The organism is Pseudomonas sp. AC239 (assembly GCF_979258545.1).
Genome location: NZ_OZ409864.1, coordinates 1940202 through 1961887, shown reverse-complemented (window position 1 = coordinate 1961887; position 21686 = coordinate 1940202). Strand labels below are relative to the sequence as shown.

Annotated in this window: 20 protein-coding genes; 11 read left to right on the top strand and 9 right to left on the bottom strand. The window is 61.4% G+C overall.

Features of this window, described 5'->3' with window-relative positions; genetic code table 11:
- Nucleotides 1–2: 2 nt before the first annotated feature.
- Nucleotides 3–953, bottom strand: a complete 951-nt coding sequence (locus tag ACZ0AZ_RS09105) for a choline sulfate utilization transcriptional regulator (protein ID WP_129998041.1) — start codon at nt 951–953, stop codon at nt 3–5.
- A gap of 114 nt (nt 954–1067) precedes the next feature.
- Here ACZ0AZ_RS09105 and betC point away from each other — a divergent pair, with 114 nt between their 5' ends.
- The 3 genes from betC (at nt 1068) to ACZ0AZ_RS09090 (ending at nt 5299) form a co-directional block, all read left to right on the top strand.
- Nucleotides 1068–2582 carry a choline-sulfatase gene (gene betC, locus ACZ0AZ_RS09100; RefSeq protein ID WP_463537246.1) on the top strand — a complete coding sequence of 505 codons (1515 nt, stop codon included), beginning with the start codon at nt 1068–1070 and terminating at the stop codon, nt 2580–2582.
- Nucleotides 2583–2598: 16 nt separating this feature from the next.
- A complete protein-coding gene (gene choX, locus ACZ0AZ_RS09095) occupies nt 2599–3519 on the top strand; it encodes a choline ABC transporter substrate-binding protein (RefSeq protein ID WP_039757170.1) in 921 nt (306 codons plus the stop codon).
- A gap of 211 nt (nt 3520–3730) precedes the next feature.
- Nucleotides 3731–5299, top strand: coding sequence for a SulP family inorganic anion transporter (locus tag ACZ0AZ_RS09090; RefSeq protein WP_463537245.1), 1569 nt, complete (start codon nt 3731–3733; stop codon nt 5297–5299).
- Between the two features lie 106 nt (nt 5300–5405).
- Here ACZ0AZ_RS09090 and aroE read toward each other — a convergent pair whose 3' ends face one another.
- Nucleotides 5406–6227 carry a shikimate dehydrogenase gene (gene aroE / locus ACZ0AZ_RS09085; protein ID WP_463537244.1) on the bottom strand — a complete coding sequence of 274 codons (822 nt, stop codon included), beginning with the start codon at nt 6225–6227 and terminating at the stop codon, nt 5406–5408.
- Nucleotides 6228–6236: 9 nt separating this feature from the next.
- Nucleotides 6237–7151, bottom strand: a complete 915-nt coding sequence (gene hemF / locus ACZ0AZ_RS09080; RefSeq protein WP_463537243.1) for an oxygen-dependent coproporphyrinogen oxidase — start codon at nt 7149–7151, stop codon at nt 6237–6239.
- A 150-nt stretch (nt 7152–7301) separates the two neighbouring features.
- On the opposite strand from hemF, the gene ACZ0AZ_RS09075 reads away from it, so the two are divergent.
- Nucleotides 7302–8279 carry an NADPH:quinone reductase gene (locus ACZ0AZ_RS09075; protein ID WP_463537242.1) on the top strand — a complete coding sequence of 326 codons (978 nt, stop codon included), beginning with the start codon at nt 7302–7304 and terminating at the stop codon, nt 8277–8279.
- Nucleotides 8280–8458: 179 nt separating this feature from the next.
- On the opposite strand, the gene ACZ0AZ_RS09070 is transcribed toward ACZ0AZ_RS09075, so the two are convergent.
- The 4 genes from ACZ0AZ_RS09070 to ACZ0AZ_RS09055 form a co-directional block, all read right to left on the bottom strand.
- Nucleotides 8459–9166, bottom strand: coding sequence for a hypothetical protein (locus tag ACZ0AZ_RS09070; protein WP_463537241.1), 708 nt, complete (start codon nt 9164–9166; stop codon nt 8459–8461).
- A gap of 222 nt (nt 9167–9388) precedes the next feature.
- A complete protein-coding gene (gene tsaC, locus ACZ0AZ_RS09065; RefSeq protein WP_039757175.1) occupies nt 9389–9946 on the bottom strand; it encodes an L-threonylcarbamoyladenylate synthase type 1 TsaC in 558 nt (185 codons plus the stop codon).
- Nucleotides 9947–10001: 55 nt separating this feature from the next.
- On the bottom strand, nt 10002–11099 hold the full coding sequence (gene dprA / locus ACZ0AZ_RS09060) for a DNA-processing protein DprA (protein ID WP_463537240.1): 1098 nt from the start codon (nt 11097–11099) through the stop codon (nt 10002–10004).
- An 84-nt stretch (nt 11100–11183) separates the two neighbouring features.
- Nucleotides 11184–12209 (bottom strand): LysM peptidoglycan-binding domain-containing protein, encoded by a 1026-nt coding sequence (locus ACZ0AZ_RS09055; protein ID WP_463537239.1) that lies wholly within the window; start codon nt 12207–12209, stop codon nt 11184–11186.
- A 159-nt stretch (nt 12210–12368) separates the two neighbouring features.
- On the opposite strand from ACZ0AZ_RS09055, the gene def reads away from it, so the two are divergent.
- The 5 genes from def to ACZ0AZ_RS09030 all read left to right on the top strand — a co-directional run bounded on the left by def (nt 12369) and on the right by ACZ0AZ_RS09030 (nt 17054).
- Complete coding sequence (gene def, locus ACZ0AZ_RS09050) at nt 12369–12875, top strand: peptide deformylase (RefSeq protein WP_016772378.1); 507 nt, start codon at nt 12369–12371, stop codon at nt 12873–12875.
- A 57-nt stretch (nt 12876–12932) separates the two neighbouring features.
- Nucleotides 12933–13892, top strand: coding sequence for a methionyl-tRNA formyltransferase (gene fmt / locus ACZ0AZ_RS09045; RefSeq protein WP_039757178.1), 960 nt, complete (start codon nt 12933–12935; stop codon nt 13890–13892).
- Nucleotides 13889–15199 (top strand): 16S rRNA (cytosine(967)-C(5))-methyltransferase RsmB, encoded by a 1311-nt coding sequence (rsmB, locus tag ACZ0AZ_RS09040; protein ID WP_463537238.1) that lies wholly within the window; start codon nt 13889–13891, stop codon nt 15197–15199. Before fmt ends, rsmB begins: the two co-directional genes overlap by 4 nt.
- 21 nt (nt 15200–15220) lie before the next feature.
- Nucleotides 15221–16597, top strand: a complete 1377-nt coding sequence (trkA, locus tag ACZ0AZ_RS09035; RefSeq protein WP_129998032.1) for a Trk system potassium transporter TrkA — start codon at nt 15221–15223, stop codon at nt 16595–16597.
- A 142-nt stretch (nt 16598–16739) separates the two neighbouring features.
- Nucleotides 16740–17054: a tetratricopeptide repeat protein gene (locus ACZ0AZ_RS09030; protein ID WP_129998031.1), complete on the top strand. Its 315-nt coding sequence runs from the start codon at nt 16740–16742 to the stop codon at nt 17052–17054.
- Nucleotides 17055–17111: 57 nt separating this feature from the next.
- Here the strand turns inward: ACZ0AZ_RS09030 and ACZ0AZ_RS09025 are convergent, their stop codons facing one another.
- Both ACZ0AZ_RS09025 and ACZ0AZ_RS09020 read right to left on the bottom strand, forming a co-directional pair.
- Complete coding sequence (locus ACZ0AZ_RS09025; RefSeq protein ID WP_024014955.1) at nt 17112–17999, bottom strand: lysophospholipid acyltransferase; 888 nt, start codon at nt 17997–17999, stop codon at nt 17112–17114.
- A 41-nt stretch (nt 18000–18040) separates the two neighbouring features.
- Nucleotides 18041–18598: a DNA-3-methyladenine glycosylase I gene (locus tag ACZ0AZ_RS09020; protein WP_125916983.1), complete on the bottom strand. Its 558-nt coding sequence runs from the start codon at nt 18596–18598 to the stop codon at nt 18041–18043.
- Nucleotides 18599–18679: 81 nt separating this feature from the next.
- On the opposite strand from ACZ0AZ_RS09020, the gene glyQ reads away from it, so the two are divergent.
- Nucleotides 18680–19633: a glycine--tRNA ligase subunit alpha gene (glyQ, locus tag ACZ0AZ_RS09015; protein WP_129998029.1), complete on the top strand. Its 954-nt coding sequence runs from the start codon at nt 18680–18682 to the stop codon at nt 19631–19633.
- The gene (gene glyS, locus ACZ0AZ_RS09010) at nt 19630–21684 is read left to right on the top strand and encodes a glycine--tRNA ligase subunit beta (protein WP_463537237.1); all 2055 of its coding nucleotides are present in this window, start codon (nt 19630–19632) and stop codon (nt 21682–21684) included. The genes glyQ and glyS overlap by 4 nt, the downstream gene beginning before the upstream one ends.
- The last annotated feature ends 2 nt before the right edge of the window (nt 21685–21686 follow it).

The following is a 21686-nucleotide window of genomic DNA, read 5'->3' as shown; positions in this document are numbered from 1 at the left end:
CTTCACACCGCAATCGAGGGCAGGGCCAGACCGTTCAGCGATTCCGCACTGCTGGCCTGTTCCGCCATTAACCAATCAACAAATTCCCGAATCAACGCACCCCGACGCTTGCGTTGCGGCAACACCACGTAATACCCCAGCCGCGACAGCGTGGTTTGCGCCAGTGGCCGGCACAGCAACCCCTGCACCAGCAAGTTATCCACAAGGTGCCGCCAGCCAATGGCCACACCTTGCCCGCCAATCGCAGCCTGAATCAGCAAGGTGTAATTGTCGAAGCGCAACTGGCCCGGCGCCGGTGGCGTAGTCAGGCCCAATTGACGAAACAAGCCACTCCAGTCGAACCAATTACTGCTGTTTTCCCCACGCAGATGCAGCAGCGGAAACTCCAGCAGCGCCTGCGCGGGCAACGGCAATGAGCGGTCCTTGAGCAACAGCGGACTGCACACCGGAAACACTTCTTCGCTGAACAGCCAGTGGCTCTCACCCTGCTTGAAGCGACCGTCGCCAAACAGGATCGCCACGTCGATGTCGGTGCGCAGCATGTTGTGGTTGCGCTCGCTGGTGACCAGGCTGACATCGATGTGCGGATTGGCTTCGTGAAAGCGGTGCAGGCGCGGCATCAACCAATAAGCGGCGAACGCAAAATCCGTGGCTACTTGCAGCACTTCATGTTGCTGCTGAGTGCTGATTGCGCTCAATCCTGCGTCGATATTCTGCAACCCGAGGGTAACTTGCTCGAACAGCAGGGCGCCCACTTCGGTCAGTTCAATGCCCCGATAAATACGATCGAACAGACGCGTACCGAGCTGTTCTTCCAGACGTTTTATCTGCTGGCTGATCGCCGGTTGCGTAGTGCCGAGCTCTACCGCAGCAGCGGTAAAGCTGCGATGACGTGCCGCTGCCTCAAAGGCGCGGAGCAGATCGAGGGACAGGTCACCGAGGGCTTCATACATAAGCTGTGCTTATCCTAGTCATTGTCCGGCGCGGGCTTTACCGAAACAGGCGTGGACTCCATGCTCGATCGCAGCACTCTCGCATAAATACTCAACATGGAATGCCGCGATCACATGAAGCGCAAGAACATTCTTTTCATCATGGCCGATCAAATGGCCGCGCCAATGTTGCCGTTCTACGGCCCATCGCCAATCAAACTGCCGAATCTGTCCCGCCTCGCCGCCCAAGGCGTGATATTCGATGCTGCTTATTGCAACAGCCCGTTGTGTGCACCGTCACGTTTCACCCTGGTCAGCGGTCAGTTGCCAAGCAAGATCGGCGCTTACGACAACGCTGCCGATTTCCCTGCCGATATCCCCACATATGCGCACTACCTGCGCCGTCTCGGCTACCGCACCGCGCTGTCGGGCAAGATGCATTTCTGCGGGCCCGACCAGCTGCACGGTTATGAAGAACGCCTGACCAGCGATATCTACCCGGCGGATTACGGTTGGGCGGTGAACTGGGACGAGCCGGACGCACGGCCGAGCTGGTATCACAACATGTCTTCGGTACTGCAGGCCGGGCCGTGCGTGCGCACCAATCAGCTGGATTTTGACGAAGAGGTGGTGTTCAAAGCGCAGCAGTACCTGTTCGATCACATCCGCGAAGACGGCGACCAACCGTTCTGCCTGACCGTGTCGATGACCCATCCGCACGACCCGTACACGATTCCCAAGGCCTTCTGGAATTTGTACGACGATGCCGATATCCCGTTGCCTACAGCCATGAACCAGGACGATCTTGATCCACACTCGCAACGCCTGCTGAAGGTTTACGACCTGTGGGACAAGCCGCTGCCTGTGGATAAAATCCGCGATGCCCGTCGCGCCTACTTCGGGGCTTGCAGCTATATCGACGCCAACGTCGGCAAACTGCTGCAAACGCTTGAGGAAACCGGGCTGATTAACGACACCATCATCGTTTTCTCCGGTGACCATGGCGACATGCTCGGCGAGAAGGGGCTCTGGTACAAAATGCACTGGTTCGAGATGGCCGCGCGAGTGCCGCTGTTGATCAGCGCGCCGGGGCAATTCGAAGCGAGCCGGATCAGCGCCGCCGTTTCCACCGCCGACCTGCTGCCAACGTTCGTTGATCTGGCCGGTGGCACGCTCGAGCCAGGCTTGCCGCTGGACGGTCGTTCGTTGCTGCCGCACCTGCAAGGGCAGGGCGGGCATGACGAAGTGTTCGGCGAATACATGGCCGAAGGCACTGTCAGCCCGTTGATGATGATCCGCCGTGGCGCCTACAAATTTATCTACAGCGAAAGCGACCCGTGCCTACTCTTCGATGTGGATAACGATCCGCGCGAAGAAGAGGAGCTGGGCCAGTCGCCGCAACATCGTCAGCTGTTCGAAGACTTTCTCGCTGAAGCGCGGGCCAAGTGGGACATCCCGGCAATCCACCGGGAGGTGCTCGCCAGCCAGCGCCGACGCCGTTTCGTCGCCGATGCGTTAACCATCGGCAAGCTGAAGAGCTGGGATCACCAGCCGCTGGTCGATGCCAGTCAGCAATACATGCGCAACCACATCGACCTCGATGATCTGGAGCGCAAGGCCCGTTATCCACAACCCTGCCAAAACCAATAATGTTAAGGGGAAGTCCATGCGCAAGTTATCCACAGCTGTGACCGTTGGCCTGATCGCATTGAGCAGCGCCTCGGCCTTCGCCGAGCAAGGCTGCGAAACCGTGAAGATGGCCGATCCAGGCTGGAGCGACATCGCCGCAACCAATGCCATCACCGGATTTCTGCTCGACGGCATGGGCTACAAGGCCAAGGTCGACACCCTCGCGGTGCCGATCACCTTCGGCGGCTTGAAGGATGGCCAGGTGGATGTGTTTCTCGGCAACTGGATGCCGGCGCAGCAGGGCTTCTATGACAAGTTCGTCGCCACCGGCGATGTGACGCAACTGGCGAAAAATCTCGAAGGCACGGAATTCACCCTCGCCGTCCCCGACTATGTCTGGGAGGCGGGCGTGCATGATTTTGCCGACCTGAACACATTCGCCGACAAGTTCGACAAGAAAATCTACGGCATCGGTTCGGGCGCGCCAGCGAACATTTCGTTGCAGGAAATCATCAAGAAGAACGACTTCAACATGGGTCAGTGGAAGCTGATCGAATCCAGCGAGCAGGCGATGCTCGCCGAAGTGTCGCGGGCGGTGAAGAAACAGAAATTCGTCACCTTCCTCGGCTGGACCCCGCACCCGATGAACGTGCAACTGAAAATGCGCTATCTGAAAGGCGGCGAAAAATACTTTGGTGACACCGGCAACGTGTTCACCCTGACCCGCAAGGGCTACGCCGAGGCCTGCCCGAATGTGGGCAAGTTGCTGACCAATCTGGCGTTCACCCAGGACATGGAGAACAGCATCATGGCCGAGGTGGTGAACAAGAAGGTCAGCAATACCGAAGCGGCGAAGGCGTGGATCAAGGCCAACCCGGCGGTGCTGGACAAGTGGCTGGATGGGGTGAAAACGGTGGATGGCAAGGAGGCGTTGGCGGCGGTGAAAGCCAAACTGTAATGCTATCTGACTGTCGACCACTTACCTGTGGCGAGGGGATTTATCCCCGATCGGCTGCGAAGCAGTCGCAAGATCCGTGAACTCGATATACCTGACTCACCGAGAACTCTGGGTTTGGGGCCGCTTCGCGGCCCATCGGGGATAAATCCCCTCGCCACAATGATTGCCGTGTCCTGATAGGCTTGCCTGAAAAACCCAACCGCGAGGACCCATGGCCTTCCCCAGCCGTCATTCACTTTTCCCTTTCCTGAGCTGGTTGCCACGGCAAACCCGCGCCAGCGTCGGACGGGACCTGATCGTCGGCCTCAGCGGTGCGATTCTCGCGTTACCCCAGTCGATTGCCTACGCACTGATTGCCGGGCTGCCACCGGAATACGGGCTGTATGCGGCGATCATCCCGGTATTGGTCGCGTGCCTGTGGGGTTCGTCATGGCATCTGATCTGCGGCCCGACGGCAGCGATTTCCATCGTGCTGTACGCCAGCGTCAGCCCGCTCGCGGTGCCGGCGTCCGAGGACTACATCACCCTGATCCTGCTGCTGACCTTTCTCGCCGGGATTTTCCAATGGCTGCTCGGCTTGCTGCGCTTCGGCGCGCTGGTGAATTTCGTTTCGCATTCGGTAGTGCTCGGCTTCACCCTCGGTGCTGCGGTGGTCATCGCCATCGGGCAGTTGCCCAATTTGCTCGGCCTGGAGTTGCCGGCCAACACCACGGCGCTCGCCAGCCTGATGGATCTGCTGCGACATCTGGGGGCTGTGGATAAACCTTCGCTGATCCTTGGCGTCGCCACGGTAATCGTCGGTTTGGCTCTGAAAAAACTCCTGCCGCGCTGGCCGACGCTGTTGCTCACGCTGGTGCTGGCCAGTCTGCTGGTCTGGATCTGGCCAGCGATGTTCGGCCATGTGCATCTGGTCAGCGCTTTCGTCGGGCGCTTGCCGCCGTTCAGCCCGTTGCCGCTGGATCTGGAGGTAATCCTGCGCCTGCTGCCGAGCGCCGTGGCGGTGGGCATGCTCGGGCTGGTCACCAGCCTGTCGATCGCCCGTTCGATTTCGGCGCGCTCGCAGCAGTTGCTCGACGCCAATCAGGAAGTCCGCGCACAGGGTCTGTCGAACATCGTCGGTGCGTTCTTTTCCGGGTCGCTCTCAGCCGGATCGTTTACCCGCTCGGGATTGAGTTATGAGGCAGGTGCCTGCTCGCCGCTTGCCGGGGTGTTTTCGGCGCTCTGGGTAGCGCTGTTCGCGGTGTTCGGCGCGGGGCTGATCGCCCATATTCCGATCCCGGCCATGGCCGGCAGCATTCTGTTGATCGCCTGGGGGCTGGTCGATCACCGAGGCATTCGCGCCTTGCTGCGGGTCAGCCGCGCCGAGTTCGTGGTGATGGCGCTGACCTGCCTCGCGACTCTGCTGCTGGAATTGCAGACGGCGATCTACGCCGGGGTGCTGGCTTCGTTGTTTTTCTACCTCAAGCGCACCTCGCAACCACGGGTGCAGCATTGGCGCGACGGTGACGACGACGTGCTACGGGTGGGCGGTTCGATCTTTTTCGGCGCCAGCCATTACCTGCAAGTGCGCCTGCAACGGTTGCACGGAGCGCGGGTGGTGATCGAGGCACAGCAGATCAACTTCATCGATTATTCAGGAGTGGAGATGCTGCATCAGGAAGCGCGGCGTTTGATGGGCCAGGGTCGCAGCCTGACTTTGCGCCGCGCACGGCCGCCGGTGGTGGAGGAATTGCGCAAATTGGAAGGGGCGGAGAAATGCCCGATCCGGTTTGAAGACTGAGCACCGCATACCTTTGTAGGAGTGAGCCTGCTCGCGATTGCGGTGTGTCAGAGACGAAATTTCAACTGACACACCGCAATCTCGAGCAGGCTCACGCCTACAGGGGTTATTGCGCTAGCTGGCGGCGCAGTTCGGCGAGTACCGGCGCGGTATCCGGGCGTACGCCGCGCCACAGCAGGAACGCCTCGGCCGCCTGCTCGGCGAGCATGCCCAGACCATCCATCGCCAGCGCCGCGCCGTGCTCAGTGGCCCAGCGGCAGAATGCGGTCGGCTCCTTGCCGTACATCATGTCGTAGCACAGGGTCTGGCCCGGCTCGATCAGACTTGGCGCGATCGGCGGCACGTCACCGGTCAGGCTGGCGGAGGTGGCGTTGATGATCACGTCCACCGGCTCGCGCAGCCAGTCGAAACCACTGGCCGACACCGGCCCCAGATCGCCGAACAATTCCGCCAGCAGCTCAGCCTTGTCCACCGAGCGATTGGCGATGATCACCGAGGCCGGCTTCTCCGCCAGCAATGGCTCCAGCGCACCGCGCACCGCGCCGCCGGCGCCGAGCAAAAGGATGCGCTTGCCGGTCAGGCTGAACCCGGCATTGACCGTCAGATCGCGGACCAGGCCTGCGCCATCGGTGTTGTCGCCGAGCAGTGATCCATCGTCCAGTTTGCTCAAGGTGTTCACCGCACCGGCGCGCTGCGCGCGGGCGGTCAGGCTGTTGGCCAGACGGTAAGCGTCTTCCTTGAACGGCACTGTCACGTTGGCGCCGCGCCCTTCGCGAAAGAACGCCGTGGCGCAGCCGGCAAAATCATCCAGCGGCGCGAGCAGCGTGCTGTAATCAAGGCTCTGGCCGGTCTGTTCGGCGAACAGCTGGTGAATCATCGGCGACTTGCTGTGGCCGATCGGGTTACCGAAAACAACGTAACGATCCATCACAAGTCCTCAGGCCTCGCACAGCCAGTCACGATCCTGCAGAAAATACTCGGTCAGACGCGCTTCTGCGCTGCCAGGTTCGGCCTTCCAGTCATAACCCCAGCGCACTTGCGGCGGCAGCGACATCAGAATCGATTCGGTACGGCCGCCCGACTGAAGGCCGAACAGCGTGCCACGGTCGTAAACCAGGTTGAATTCGACGTAGCGGCCACGACGGAATTCCTGGAATTCGCGCTGCTGAGCGGTGAAGGCGTCATTCTTGCGCCGCTGCACGATCGGCAGGTAGGCCTCGATGTAGGCGTCACCGATGGCGCGCATGAAGGCGAAACTGGTGTCGAAATCCCACTCGTTCAGATCATCGAAAAACAAGCCGCCTATACCGCGTGGCTCGTGACGGTGCTTGATGTGGAAGTACGTGTCGCACCAGGCCTTGTACCGCGGATAGACGTCGGCACCAAACGGCGCACAGGCTTGCTCGGCGACGCGGTGCCAGTGAATGCAATCTTCCTCGACGCCGTAATACGGGGTCAGGTCGAAACCGCCGCCGAACCACCAGACCGGTTCTTCGCCTTCTTTTTCAGCGATGAAAAAACGCACGTTGGCGTGGGAGGTCGGCACATGCGGGTTGTGCGGGTGAATGACCAGCGACACGCCGAGTGCTTCAAAACCGCGCCCGGCCAGCTCCGGCCGATGGGCGCTGGCCGAGGGCGGCAGGCCGCTGCCGAATACGTGGGAAAAGTTGACGCCGCCCTTTTCGATCAGCGTGCCGTTTTCCAGCACGCGGGTGCGACCGCCACCGCCCGCCGGTCGGGTCCAGGCGTCTTCGGCGAAGCTTTTGCCGCCGTCTTCGGTTTCCAGTGCTGCGCAGATGCGGTCTTGCAGATCGAGCAGATAGGCCTTTACGGCGTCGGTGCGGGTCGTCATGGCTTCACCTTGAATCGGGCGGCGCCCCGGCAGACGGGCGGCGCAAATGGGCGCGTAGCATACCATCGCGGACCGGCGCGCCGCAGTTGACGAAGATCAAGCAGGGGAGTTGGATAGGGGGCTTACCGATGACCCAAGGAGAGCAGGCAGATGGCAAAGCGTATCCAGTTCCGCGCCCACGGCGGTCCCGAAGTGCTCGAATATGTTGACTACGAACCCGCTGCGCCCGGGCCGAACCAAGTGCGCGTGGCCAACCAGGCGATCGGCCTGAACTTCATCGACACCTATTACCGCAGCGGCCTCTATGCGCCACCCACCTTGCCTTCTGGCCTGGGTTCGGAAGGCGCCGGTATCGTCGAAGCGGTCGGCAGCGACGTCACCCGGTTCAAGGTCGGCGATCGCGTGGCATACGGCAGCGGCCCACTCGGCGCCTATAGCCAGTTGCATGTTCTGCCGCAGGACAATCTGGTGCACCTGCCCGATCAAATCAGTTTTGAAACGGCCGCCGGGGTCATGCTCAAGGGCCTGACCGTGCAGTACCTGCTGCGCCAGACCTACGAGCTGCGGGGCGGCGAAACCATTCTGTTTCACGCCGCAGCCGGTGGCGTCGGCTCGCTGGCCTGCCAATGGGCCAAAGCGCTGGGCGTGAAGCTGATCGGCACCGTCAGCTCCAAGGAAAAAGCCGAACTGGCCAAGGCCAACGGCGCCTGGGCCACCATCGACTACAGCCATGAAAACGTGGCCGAGCGCGTGCTGGCACTGACTGACGGCAAGAAAGTCCCGGTGGTGTACGACGGTGTCGGCAAGGACACTTGGCTCACATCCCTGGACAGCGTGGCCCCACGTGGCCTGGTCGTGAGCTTCGGCAATGCTTCGGGCGCGGTCGACGGCGTCAATCTGGGCATTCTCGCCGCCAAAGGCTCGCTGTACGTCACCCGGCCGACGCTGGCGACCTACGCCAACAACGCCGAGAACCTGCAGCGCATGGCCGACGAGCTGTTCGAGATGATCATCAGCAGCAAGCTGAAGGTCGACATCAGCCAGCGCCATGCATTGGCCGATGCGGCAAAAGCACAAACCGAACTGTCGGCACGGCGCACTACCGGTTCCACGATTCTGTTGCCATAACGCTTCAAGTTGATACTCGGTGAACTCTTCCATGAGTTCGCCGAGTATCTTTCAGCTATATCAAGTACATCTTCCGGTGAAGTTTCTTCGCCGCTGGCCTACGACCGGAAAACTTCCTGCGCAACTTCTTCGACTCGTATACAAGCCATTTCTCTGCCCACTCTTCGATTATTGGCGGATCAATACTGACGGTTATGAACATCACGATACTCCGGCTGATGCACGTTCATGTTCACTGGCTGATCCAGGGCCATCAGAATTTGCCGCCATTCGGCAGACAACAGCCAATAATCGCCCCGGGCACGTTGCTCGATATGCATTGCCTGCGAAGCAATCGGCGTCAGGCCGAAGCGCTGATACAGTTGCCGCTGTGGCGATCTGCACAAGGCTGTCACTCCCTGATATCCGCGATCGATCGCCCATTCCGCCGCAGTGGCAAGCAGACCATTGACCGACACCGGCCGGTGCTGCTGGGAATGGGTGATCAGGCGGCTGAACTCGACGTGGCGCGCCAATGCCACTGTGGGAGAAACATGATGCTGGGCCAATGAGGCCCATTCGAAGGGCGCCGGGGTTGCCCGCAGCACCGCAATAAGCTGATCTCGCTGATACAACAAAAAGTGCGTACTGCGTGAGGTAATCGCCAATCGGGTCTCCAGCGCCCGGGCTCTGGAGGTGAGCATGTAATGCTGCAATCGCAGGCGAAACTGTCGATTGATGAAGCGTTCAAACTCCCCGGCATCCGACCCCGCCTCAAGAATGGCCACACGATACTCGGCCTGTTGATTCTTGAGTGTTTCCTGAAAGCCCTGCAGATAATCCTTGAGGTGTAAATCCGTAATATCCATTACTTCTCCGCAGCCATTAACATTTCGAAGTTGCTTCAAGCACACTGAAGAATGGTTGCTTTTGAAAATCTCGCCACTGCGCGTGTTCTGATAATCACGTGGGAAAACTTACAGATATTGCAGACCCAAAGATTCGTCTGACGCATCAAAGAACAATTGCATCGGATAAGTTTTGAACAGACACCGGAATCAATCGCTGGCATGCGCAAAACTCCTCGGCAATAGCGCCGAGGAGTCCGCAAAAAAATAAAAAGAATGGCGTCAGTCAGGACGAACGACGTTACCGGTGGCGAGGTCGCGGATCACGCTGGGGTTCTTGCGCCCGCCAAGGCTGCCGCCGAGCACCAGATCGACTTGCCCGCGGAAATACTGCTCGATGCGCAAACGCGTGCGCGCTGGCGGTCGCCCCTGTGGGTTGGCCGAAGTCGAAATCAACGGCCCGACCAGCGAGCACAAATCGCGCACTTGCGGGTGATCACTGACCCGCAGCGCCACGGTGTCATGCACGCCTGTGACCCATTCCGGCAACAGGTTCTGATGCGGCACCAGCCAGGTATTCGGCCCCGGCCAAGTGCTGGCCATGCGGTCGATCCAGTCCTGCGGGAAGTCCTCGAACAGGAAATCGAACTGACGGATGTTGTCCGCGACCAGGATCAGACCTTTGCTGACCGAGCGATTCTTGATCGCCAGCAAGCGGTCCACTGCGTCTTCATTCCACGGGTCGCAACCCAGCCCCCAGACGGCTTCGGTTGGATAGGCAATCACCGCGCCGGCGCGAACTTCACGCGCGGCTTGTTGCACACGCCAACTGTTGACCATGAAAAAACTCTCCACAAACAGGTTTCGCGCAGTTTACCGATCTTCCTCGTAAAACCTAGCTTGTCCGCGCCAGCCAGCGACCATTTTCGCACACCGCGCGGCCGTCGATCTCCAGCTCGGTCAGCGCCGCCAGCACTTTCGGCAGTGCCCAGCCGCAGCTTGCGGCCAGGGCCTCGCTGGTGTGCGGCGCCGCGTGCAGCAGCGCCAGCAACGGGTGATCGGCCTGCGCCGCCGCCGTGGATAACAGCGGCTGCTGCCAGCCGCGCAGGGCTTCGAGGATATGTTCGATAGTCTCCACCAGCACCGCCCCGTCGCGAATCAACTGGTGACAACCGCGCGCGCCGGGGTGATGGATCGAGCCCGGAATCGCATAAACCTCGCGGCCCTGTTCGGCTGCCAGCCGCGCCGTGATCAACGAGCCGCTGGCAACACTGGCCTCGACCACCAGCACGCCGAGGGACAACCCGCTGATGATGCGGTTGCGCCGGGGAAAGTTGCTCGGGCTCGGCCCGGCGTCCAGCGGAAACTCGGAAAGCACCGCGCAGCCCGAGGCAATCATCGCCTCAGCCAGGCGTTTATTGCGCTGTGGATAAAAATTTTCCAGCCCCGTGCCGAGCACACCCACGGTCAAGCCGCCAACATCCAGAGCGGCCTGATGGGCAGCGGCATCGATGCCCAGCGCCAGACCACTGGTGATGACAAAACCGGCCCCGGCCAGACTGCGGGAAAACGCCGCCGCCGTGTCCATTCCGGGACGCGAAGCGCGACGGCTGCCGACCATCGCCAGCTGCGGTTTCTCCAGAATCGACGGATCGCCGGCAACGAACAGGAGTGGCGGCGGATCGGGAATTTGTGCCAGCAACGCTGGATAATCCGCTTGGTCCCACATCAGCAAATGTTGGTCGGGGTGCTCTAGCCAGCGCATTGCGTGGCTGGCGCCGTCACGCACCGTCGGACAGCGCCTTGCCTCGGCACAGTTCGCCGTCAACCCCAGCGAGCGCCAGGCACTGGCTGGCGCGCTGATGGCTTTCGACGCCGAGCCAAAGGCGTCGAGCAGTTTGGCGAAACGCTTGGGGCCGATATCCGGCATGCGGTGCAGGCGCAGACGCGCTTCCAGTTCCGCCGGGGAAATGGCCGTACTGACAGACAACATGAATGGATCATCCTTGATCGTTCTATGCTCCGAACCATTCGGAACAAGCTGTGGATAACTCTGTTGGTAACTTGTTAAGCAAGCTTACGGATTTCGCACCTTGTCGAGCACCGCCAGCGAGCGTGAAGCATTGAGAACCAGGCCGTAACTGAGTTTGTCGTAGGTGCGGAACACCATCAGCAGACCGGCGCGTTCATCGGGGATCTTCAGCGGCTGGCCAGTGATCCGGTCACGCACGGTTTCGCCGGTTTTCATCACCGCCAGGACATTACCTTCGGCCAGACCGTCTCGTTTGCCCTTGTTCAGGGTGACAACGTCCATCACACCGATCTGCGTGACGCCGCGCGGCACATCGATGATCAGCCCGTCGATGGAACGCTTCGGCGCGCTGGGCATGAAAGTCGAATTGATCGAACGTTCTTCACCGCCGAACAAGCGGTCACCGAGTCTCACTTCCTGGGTGGTGCGTTGCAGGGCGAGAGTGGCGACGTCGCCTTCGGTGGCAACAATTTCGCCGCCACCGATATCGTCGGCGTTGATGCCGAGAAACTCCTTGGTTTGCGGGTCGGTGTAGACCTTGCCCTGGCGGAAGATGCCGTACACCGGTTGCTCCGGATCGAAATGGCCGCGGGCGAAGATGCGGTCACCGGTACCACTGAGCACGCGTTCGGCATCGCCGGCGACGATGTAAGGCGCCTTGTCGAAATCTTCGGCCTTGTCGACGATGCGATTGCTCAGCAGAAAGCTGTTGATCGATTTCAGCGGAATGCTCGGAATCGCCTCGGCCACCGGGCTGGTGCGGATTCGTGGCGAAAGTTTGATGGTGCCGCGCGACTCGCCCCGATTGACGGTCAGTTGCGGCTGGCCGTTGACGTAGCTGAGAGTCAGCGTGTCGCCGGGGTAGATCAGGTTGGGGTTTTCGACCTGCGGGTTGGCCCGCCACAGTTGTGGCCATTGCCACGGCTGGCGCAGGTATTTGCCGGAAATGTCCCAGAGGGTATCTCCGGAAACCACCGTGTATTGCTGTGGAAAACCGTCCTTGAGTTGCACTTGCCCTTGTGCGGCGCCGGCCGCAGCCAGGAGCAGCAGGGCGAGTAGTGTTTTCCTCATGCAGTGAATCCCTTTATCATGTGCATTCGCGTGAATCGTCAGAGCCCCCGTGGCTCGCTTCTGTTTTTCAGAAGCTACGCTTCACAACGGTAGCCTGCATCCTCGGACCCGCCAGGCCATCGACCCGACTTTACTCAACGTGTGCAGCAATCGAAGCCTATGGCCATTTTAAACATCCTCGAATTTCCGGACCCGCGTCTGCGCACTATCGCCAAACCAGTGGCTGTAGTGGACGACGAAGTGCGCCAGTTGGTCGACGACATGTTTGAAACAATGTATGAAGCGCCGGGCATCGGCCTCGCCGCGACCCAGGTCAACGTGCACAAACGTATCGTCGTCATGGACCTGTCCGAAGACCGTACCGAGCCACGGGTGTTCATCAACCCCGAGTTCGAACCGCTGACCGACGAGATGGATCAGTATCAGGAAGGCTGCCTCTCGGTACCGGGCTTCTACGAAAACGTCGACCGCCCGCAAAAGGTCAAGATCAAGGCCCTGGACCGCGACGGCAAGCCCTATGAGCTGATCGCCGAAGGCCTGCTCGCGGTGTGCATCCAGCACGAATGCGACCACCTCAACGGCAAATTGTTCGTCGACTACCTGTCCACGCTCAAACGCGACCGGATCAAGAAGAAGCTGGAAAAGCTGCACCGCCAGAACGCTTGATGCCCCTCTTCAAAGGCTTGCTGCGGCAAGCCTTTTTCTTTTTATGAGACGCCTTTCATGACTGAGCCACTGCGCATTGTTTTTGCCGGTACCCCGGAATTCGCCGCCGAACACCTCAAGGCCCTGCTGAGCAGCCCGTACGAGATCGTCGCGGTCTACACCCAGCCGGATCGCCCGGCCGGCCGTGGGCAAAAACTGATGCCAAGCCCGGTCAAACAGCTGGCCCTGGAAAATAATATCCAGGTGTTGCAGCCACCGACCTTGCGCAATGCCGACGCCCAGGCCGAACTGGCTGCGCTGAAGCCGGACTTGCTGGTAGTGGTCGCCTACGGTTTGATCCTGCCGCAAGCGGTGCTGGATATTCCGCGTCTGGGCTGCATCAACAGCCACGCGTCGCTGCTGCCGCGCTGGCGCGGTGCGGCGCCGATCCAGCGCGCGGTCGAACACGGCGATGCCGAAAGCGGTGTGACCGTGATGCGCATGGAAGCCGGCCTGGATACTGGGCCGATGCTGCTCAAAGTGGTCACCCCGATCACTGCTGAGGACACCGGCGGCACCCTGCATGATCGCCTCGCCGAGATGGGGCCGCCCGCTGTGGTGCAGGCGATTGCCGGTCTGGCTGCCGACACCCTGAAAGGTGAGGTGCAGAATGACGAACTCGCAACCTACGCACACAAACTCAACAAAGACGAAGCACGCATCGACTGGAGCCGTCCGGCGGTGGAGCTGGAACGTCTGGTCCGCGCCTTCAACCCATGGCCGATCACCCACAGCACGCTCAATGGCGAAGCGTTGAAAGTGCTGGCCGCGACCGTGGCCGACGGCAATGGCGCTCCGGGTGAAATCCTCAGCGCCAGCAAGGACGGCCTGATTGTCGCCTGCGGTGCACGAGCGCTGTGCCTGACCCGCCTGCAATTGCCCGGCGGCAAGGCGCTGAACTTCAGCGACCTGTTCAACAGCCGCCGCGAGAAATTCGCCGTCGGCAGCGTGCTCGGCGCAGCGGTGGACGCGCAATGAACCCGCGTCTGGCCGCCGCCAAGGCTCTCGCCGCTGTGCTCAGCGGCAAGGCTTCGCTGAACAGCTCTCTGCCGACGCAATTGGACAAGGTCGAGGATCGCGATCGCGGCTTCACTCAGGATCTGGCATTCGGCACCGCGCGCTGGCAGCCACGCCTGTCGGCACTGGCGGAAAAATTGCTGCAGAAACCGTTCAAAGCCGCCGACGCCGATGTCGAGGCTTTGCTGCTGGTTGGTCTGTACCAATTGCTCTACACCCGCGTGCCCGCGCACGCCGCCATCGGCGAAACCGTCGGTTGTGCCGACAAGTTGAAAAAGCCTTGGGCCAAAGGTCTTCTCAACGCCGTGCTGCGCAATGCCCAGCGCGAAAGCGAGACGATCTTCGCCGAACTGGAACGCGACCCGGTGGTGCGCACCGCACACCCGCGCTGGCTGCAAAAATCCCTGAAAGCCTTCTGGCCGGAACAATGGGAGGCGATCTGTGCAGCGAACAACGCGCATCCGCCGATGATCCTGCGGGTCAACCGCCGCCATCACAGCCGCGATGCTTATCTGGCGCTGTTGGGCGAAGCCGGGATTGCCGCGACGCCATGCGCTTACAGCCGCGACGGCATCGTCCTCGAAGCCGCTGCCGACGTGCGCAGCCTGCCGGGTTTCGCCGAAGGCTGGATCAGCGTGCAGGATGAAGCTGCGCAACTGGCCGCCGACCTGCTCGATCTGGCACCGGAGCAACGCGTCCTCGATGCCTGCTGCGCCCCCGGCGGCAAAACCTGCCATATCCTCGAAGCCGAACCGGCGCTGGCCGGCGTGGTAGCCGTGGATCTGGAAGCCAAGCGTCTGGTACGGGTGAAGGAAAACCTTGAGCGCCTCGGCCTCGACGCTGAACTGATCGCCGCCGACGGTCGCGATATCGATAAATGGTGGGACGGCAAACCGTTCCAGCGCATCCTCCTCGATGCACCTTGCTCGGCCACTGGGGTGATCCGCCGCCATCCGGACATCAAGCTGACCCGCCAGCCCGACGACATCGTCGCCCTCGCGCAACTGCAAGGCGAGCTGCTCGATGCCATGTGGAAGACCCTCGAAGTCGGCGGCATCCTGCTCTACGCCACCTGCTCGACGCTGCCGACCGAGAACACCGAAGTCATCGCCGCGTTCCTCGAACGCACACCCGGTGCGCGGGAACTGGATCTGGCCACCGCGGCCGGGATCAAGCAGCCCCACGGTCGCCAATTGCTGGCCCAGCAGGGCGGGCATGACGGGTTCTATTACGCCAAGCTGATCAAGATCGCTGCCGCGCGCGGCTAAACGGATTCATGGAGTGACTGGATGAAAATCATCATCCTCGGTGCGGGACAGGTCGGCGGTTCGCTGGCCGAACATCTGGCCAGCGAGGCCAACGACATTACCGTGGTCGACACCGACGGCGAGCGTCTGCGCGACCTCGGCGACCGCCTCGACATCCGCACCGTGCAGGGCCGTGGCTCGTTGCCGTCGGTGCTGCGTCAGGCCGGTGCCGATGACGCCGACATGCTGGTGGCGGTGACCAATAGCGACGAAACCAACATGGTCGCCTGCCAAGTCGCGCACACGCTGTTCCATACCCCGACGAAAATCGCCCGGGTGCGCGAAGCGTCGTACCTCAATCGCGAGGAGCAACTGTTCCAGAACGAGGCGATTCCGGTCGACGTGCTGATCAGTCCCGAGCAAGTGGTGACCAACTACATCAAGCGCCTGATCCAGCATCCCGGCGCCCTGCAGGTGATCGACTTCGCCGAAGGCGCGGCGCAACTGGTGGCGGTGCGCGCCTATTACGGCGGGCCGCTGGTCGGCCAGCAATTGCGCCAGTTGCGTGAGCACATGCCGAATGTCGAAACCCGCGTTGCAGCGATCTTTCGCCGTGACCGGCCAATCTTGCCGCAGGGCGACACGGTGATCGAGGCGGATGACGAAGTCTTCTTCATCGCTGCCCGTGAGGATATTCGCGCAGTGATGAGCGAAATGCGCCGCCTCGACGAGACCTACAAACGCATCGTCATCGCCGGTGGCGGGCAGATCGGCGAGCGCCTGGCCGAGGCCATCGAAAGCCGCTATCAGGTGAAGATCATCGAGATGAGCCCGGCGCGCTGCCGCTACCTCTCCGACACCCTCGACAGCACCGTGGTGTTGCAGGGCAGTGCCTCGGACCGCGATCTGCTGCTGGAAGAGAACATCGCCGACGCCGATATCTTCCTCGCCCTGACCAACGATGACGAAGCCAACATCATGTCGTCGCTGCTGGCGAAACGGCTGGGGGCGAAGAAGGTCATGACGATCATCAACAACCCGGCCTACGTCGACCTGATCCAGGGCGGCGACATCGACATCGCCATCAGCCCGCAACTGGCGACCATCGGCACCTTGCTCGCCCACGTGCGCCGAGGCGATATCGTCAGCGTGCACTCACTGCGACGCGGCGCGGCCGAAGCGATCGAGGCGATTGCCCACGGCGATGCCAAGTCGAGCAAGGTCATCGGCAAGCCGATCGAGAAGATCGGCCTGCCACCGGGTACCACGATCGGCGCGGTGATCCGCAACGAAAAAGTGATCATCGCCCATGACGACACAGTGATCGAAACGGGCGACCACGTGATTCTGTTCCTTGTGGATAAAAAGCATATTCGCGATGTGGAGAAGCTGTTTCATGTGGGTTTGAGCTTTTTCTGATCCCACCACTGATCGTTCCCACGCTCTGCGTGGGAACGCCTCAGCGGACGCTCCGCGTTCGGCTGTTGAAGGGACGCGGAGCGTCCCGGGCTGCATTCCCACGCGGAGCGTGGGAACGATTACTCAAACGAGGTCGCAAAAAATGCTCGAATCCCTGGAAAAAATGCTCGCCAAGGGTGTGGATAACGCCCTGCTGCGCTTCGGTCTGGGCAAGGGTTATCTGGACTTGGGCGAAAACGCCAAGGCTGCCGAGCATTTTCAGCGTTGTGTCGCGTTCGATCCGAAATACTCGGCGGCGTGGAAGCTGCTGGGCAAGGCGCAGCTGGCGCTAGGCGATCACGCCGCTGCGCGCCAGGCTTGGGAACAGGGCCTGGAAGCGGCCCGCGCCCACGGTGACAAACAGGCCGAGAAGGAGATGACGGTATTCATGAAAAAGCTCGAGCGGCAGGCGCCTTGAGCTACCGATTGAGCAAGGCGAGCCCGTCTGCATCAACCGTCACCCCATCGAAGTTGCTCAGTACCAGCGCGCCTCGCCCGGCGGACGCTTCTTGAAGCGTTTCATGCTCCACATGTACTGGCTCGGATACGCCGCGACGTAACGCTCGACCACTTTGCTCATGGCTGCGCAGGACTCGGCGGTATCGGTGCTGTACATGGCTTCTGGCGCGGCTTCGAGAATGACTTTGTAGCCCGAGCCGTCAGGCAGGCGCAGGGCATGCAGGAACACACCGACCGCTTTGCCGCCGGCCAGCATGTTCGGCACGAATTTGCTGGTCAGCGCCTGAGTGGCGAAGAACGGCACGAAAATCCCGGCGGATTCGGCCGGTTCCGGGTCGGCGGGAATGCCCACGGCACCACCCTTACGCACTTCCTTGATGACGCTGAGAATGCCCTCCTTGGTCGACGCCGCGACCTTGTTGCCCAGCTGCACGCGCTGTTTGCGCAGCAATTCATCCACTGCCTTGAGCTTCGGCGGACGGTAGAAAATGATCGGTTTGCACTGGCTGCAATAGAAGTGGTTGAGCACCTCCCAGTTGCCGAGGTGGCTGGTGATGCCGACCACGCCTTTACCCGAAGCGAGCGCATCCTTGAGCACATCGAGGCCTTCAACTTCGCGAACCAGATCGATCGAGCGCTGCGCCGGCCAGATCCACGCGCAGGCGCTTTCGGTCAGCGACTTGCCGATGTCTTTCAGACTCTGCCCGACCAGACGCTCACGTTCGGCCGCATCCATCTGGGGAAAACACTTGGCGAGGTTGATCCGCACCACGTCGCGGGAACGGTTGGGGGTTTTCCACATGATCCAGCCGATCGCCGAACCCACGGCCTGCACGGCTCGCCATGGCAGCAGGGCAAACAGCCGCAGAGCGCCTACCAGCAAGGCGCCTTTAAACTTTTCCACAGGTCACTCCTGATCTTTGTGCTGTGCGCAAGGCGGGCATTCTAACCGGCGTTGGCAAGCTGCGCGTAGCGGTCGCAATCCTGGGTGTGGTCCATGACCATGCCCGAGGCCTGCATCAGCGCGTAGCAAATGGTCGGACCGACGAAGGTGAAGCCGGCCTTTTTCAGCGCCTTGCTCATCGCCAGCGCTTCCGGGGTGATCGCCGGGACTTCGCTGCGATCCTTGAAATGATTGATGATCGGTTGCTCGCCCACGAATGACCAGAGCAACGCCACCGGATCCTCCAGCGCCAGCCACGCCTGGGCATTGCGCCGCGCGGCGTTGAGTTTCAGGCGATTGCGGATGATGCCCGGGTCGAGCATCAGTTCGTCGATTTCGGCGTCGCTCATCTGCGCCACGCGCTGCACGTCGAAGCCGAACAACACCTCGCGATAGCGCTCACGTTTGCGCAACACCGTGATCCACGACAGCCCGGCCTGGAACCCTTCGAGCAAAAGCAACTCGAACAAACCCTGCGCATCGCGCAGCGGCGTGCCCCACTCCTGATCGTGATAAGCCATGTACAGCGGATCTTCGGTACACCAAAAGCAGCGTGGCATAAGGCTCCAGGGGGCGTGCGCAGCAACGAATCGGGTATACTCCCGCTCTTTAAATCGCAGCCCAAGAAACAGGTGAATTTCGTGAGCCAGCCTACGCCAGCCGTGCGTACCTTCCAAGACTTGATCCTCGCGCTCCAGCAATACTGGGCCGAGCAAGGTTGTGTGGTACTTCAGCCCTACGATATGGAAGTAGGCGCCGGCACTTTCCACACCGCGACCTTCCTGCGCGCCATCGGCCCGGAAACCTGGAACGCCGCGTACGTGCAGTCAAGCCGCCGTCCGACTGACGGCCGTTACGGCGAAAACCCGAACCGTCTGCAGCACTACTACCAGTTCCAGGTCGTGCTCAAGCCGAACCCGGACAATTTCCAGGAACTGTACCTGGGCTCACTCAAGCATGTCGGCCTCGACCCGCTGGTGCACGACATCCGCTTCGTCGAAGACAACTGGGAATCGCCGACCCTCGGCGCCTGGGGTCTGGGCTGGGAAGTCTGGCTCAACGGTATGGAAGTCACCCAGTTCACCTACTTCCAGCAGGCCGGCGGCATCGAGTGCTACCCGGTGACCGGCGAGATCACCTATGGTCTCGAGCGTCTGGCGATGTACCTGCAAGGCGTCGATTCGGTCTACGACCTGGTCTGGGCTGACGGCCCGTTCGGCAAAGTCACGTACGGCGATGTGTTCCACCAGAACGAAGTGGAGCAGTCCACTTACAACTTCGAACACGCCAACGTCGACAAACTGTTCGAGCTGTTCGACTTCTATGAAAGCGAAGCCAAGCGCCTGATCGAACTCGATCAGCCGCTGCCGTTGCCGAGCTACGAAATGGTGCTGAAGGCGTCGCACACCTTCAACCTGCTGGATGCGCGCCGGGCGATCTCGGTCACTGCGCGTCAGCAATACATTCTGCGCGTGCGCACCCTGGCGCGTTCCGTTGCGCAAGCCTACCTGCTGGCACGCGCCAAGCTGGGCTTCCCGATGGCGACCCCGGACCTGCGTGACGAAGTACTGGCCAAGCTGGAGGCTGCACAATGAGTGCGCAAGATTTTCTGGTTGAACTGGGCACCGAAGAACTGCCACCCAAAGCCCTGAACACTTTGGCTGATGCGTTCCTCGCCGGTATCGACAAGGGCCTGCAAGCCGCCGGCCTGAGCTACGAAAGCAAAACCGTGTATGCCGCGCCACGTCGTCTGGCCGTGCTGATCACTGCGCTGGCCACTCAGCAGCCGGATCGCAGCATCAACCTCGATGGCCCGCCACGTCAGGCCGCGTTCGACGCTGACGGCAATCCGACTCAGGCCGCCCTGGGCTTCGCCAAGAAGTGCGGCGTCGAGCTGAGCGAAATCGACCAGAGCGGTCCGAAACTGCGCTACAGCCAGAACATCGCCGGCAAGCCGACCGCGAGCCTGCTGCCGACTATCGTCGAAGATTCGCTGAACGACCTGCCGATCCCGAAACGCATGCGTTGGGGTGCGCGCAAGGAAGAATTCGTGCGTCCGACCCAGTGGCTGGTGATGCTGCTCGGTGACCAGGTCATCGACTGCACGATCCTCGCGCAGAAGGCTGGCCGTGAATCCCGTGGTCACCGTTTCCACCATCCGCAAGCCGTACGCATCGGTTCGCCGTCGAGCTACCTCGCCGACCTGCGCGCCGCTTACGTATTGGCCGATGCCAACGAGCGTCGCGAGATCATCAGCAAGCGCACCGAAGAGCTGGCTACCCGTCAGGAAGGCACCGCAATCGTGCCGCCGGCGCTGCTCGACGAAGTGACCGCACTGGTCGAATGGCCGGTGCCGCTGGTGTGTTCGTTCGAAGAGCGCTTCCTCGACGTGCCGCAGGAAGCGCTGATCACCACCATGCAGGACAACCAGAAGTACTTCTGCCTGCTGGATGCCGACGGCAAGTTGCTGCCACGTTTCATTACCGTGGCCAACATCGAAAGCAAAGACCCGCAGCAGATCATCGCCGGTAACGAGAAAGTGGTTCGCCCACGCCTGACCGACGCCGAGTTCTTCTTCAAGCAGGACAAGAAGCAGAAGCTCGAAGACTTCAACCTGCGCCTGCAGAACGTGGTCTTCCAGGAAAAACTCGGCAGCGTCTACGACAAGGCCGAGCGCGTTTCCAAACTGGCCGCGTACATCGCCGCACGCATCGGCGGCAACGCCTCGTGGGCTGCCCGTGCGGGCCTGCTGTCGAAGTGCGACCTGGCCACCGAAATGGTCGGCGAGTTCCCGGAGATGCAAGGTGTCGCCGGTTACTACTACGCGCTCAATGACGGCGAGCCACAGGATGTCGCGCTGGCACTGAACGAGCAGTACATGCCACGCGGTGCCGGGGCTGAATTGCCGGCGACCCTGACCGGTGCAGCCGTGGCCATCGCCGACAAGCTCGACACCCTGGTCGGCATCTTCGGTATCGGCATGCTGCCAACCGGCAGCAAAGACCCTTATGCCCTGCGCCGTGCGGCACTGGGCGTGCTGCGTATCCTGATCGAGAAACAACTGGACCTGGACCTGAACGACGCCGTGGCTTTCGCGGTGAATGCATTCGGCGCCAAGGTCAAGGCTGCCGGCCTCAACGAAGCCGTGCTGGAATTCATCTTCGACCGCCTGCGGGCGCGTTATGAAGACGAAGGCGTCGATGTCGCTACTTACCTGTCGGTCCGTGCCCTCAAGCCGGGCTCGGCGCTGGACTTCGACCAGCGTGTGCAAGCGGTGCAGGCCTTCCGCAAACTGCCGGAAGCGGCAGCGCTGGCAGCGGTGAACAAGCGTGTGTCGAACCTGTTGAGCAAGGTCGAAGGCTCGGTACCGACCGTGGTCGAAGCCAAGTATTTCGACAACGCCAACGAGTTCTCGCTGTATTCGGCAATCCAGCAAGCGGACCAAGCGGTGCAGCCAATGGCCGCGGCGCGTCAGTACAACGAATCGCTGGCACGCCTGGCCGCCCTGCGCGAGCCGGTCGACGCGTTCTTCGACGCGGTGATGGTCAATGCCGACGATGCCAACGTGCGGGCCAACCGTTACGCGCTGCTGGCGCGTCTGCGTGGCTTGTTCCTGGGTGTTGCCGACATTTCGCTGCTGGGTTGAGG

Bases quoted from the DNA above. Each gene is read 5' to 3' on its own strand.
- tsaC (WP_039757175.1), bottom strand. From the start codon at position 9,946: ATGGTCAACAGTTGGCGTGTGCAACAAGCCGCGCGTGAAGTTCGCGCC.
- rsmB (WP_463537238.1), top strand. From the start codon at position 13,889: ATGAACCCGCGTCTGGCCGCCGCCAAGGCTCTCGCCGCTGTGCTCAGC.
- choX (WP_039757170.1), top strand. From the start codon at position 2,599: ATGCGCAAGTTATCCACAGCTGTGACCGTTGGCCTGATCGCATTGAGC.
- ACZ0AZ_RS09030 (WP_129998031.1), top strand. From the start codon at position 16,740: ATGCTCGAATCCCTGGAAAAAATGCTCGCCAAGGGTGTGGATAACGCC.
- aroE (WP_463537244.1), bottom strand. From the start codon at position 6,227: ATGGATCGTTACGTTGTTTTCGGTAACCCGATCGGCCACAGCAAGTCG.
- dprA (WP_463537240.1), bottom strand. From the start codon at position 11,099: ATGTTGTCTGTCAGTACGGCCATTTCCCCGGCGGAACTGGAAGCGCGT.
- betC (WP_463537246.1), top strand. From the start codon at position 1,068: ATGAAGCGCAAGAACATTCTTTTCATCATGGCCGATCAAATGGCCGCG.
- glyS (WP_463537237.1), top strand. From the start codon at position 19,630: ATGAGTGCGCAAGATTTTCTGGTTGAACTGGGCACCGAAGAACTGCCA.
- ACZ0AZ_RS09075 (WP_463537242.1), top strand. From the start codon at position 7,302: ATGGCAAAGCGTATCCAGTTCCGCGCCCACGGCGGTCCCGAAGTGCTC.
- ACZ0AZ_RS09090 (WP_463537245.1), top strand. From the start codon at position 3,731: ATGGCCTTCCCCAGCCGTCATTCACTTTTCCCTTTCCTGAGCTGGTTG.
- ACZ0AZ_RS09105 (WP_129998041.1), bottom strand. From the start codon at position 953: ATGTATGAAGCCCTCGGTGACCTGTCCCTCGATCTGCTCCGCGCCTTT.
- hemF (WP_463537243.1), bottom strand. From the start codon at position 7,151: ATGACGACCCGCACCGACGCCGTAAAGGCCTATCTGCTCGATCTGCAA.
- ACZ0AZ_RS09020 (WP_125916983.1), bottom strand. From the start codon at position 18,598: ATGCCACGCTGCTTTTGGTGTACCGAAGATCCGCTGTACATGGCTTAT.
- ACZ0AZ_RS09055 (WP_463537239.1), bottom strand. From the start codon at position 12,209: ATGAGGAAAACACTACTCGCCCTGCTGCTCCTGGCTGCGGCCGGCGCC.
- def (WP_016772378.1), top strand. From the start codon at position 12,369: ATGGCCATTTTAAACATCCTCGAATTTCCGGACCCGCGTCTGCGCACT.
- trkA (WP_129998032.1), top strand. From the start codon at position 15,221: ATGAAAATCATCATCCTCGGTGCGGGACAGGTCGGCGGTTCGCTGGCC.
- fmt (WP_039757178.1), top strand. From the start codon at position 12,933: ATGACTGAGCCACTGCGCATTGTTTTTGCCGGTACCCCGGAATTCGCC.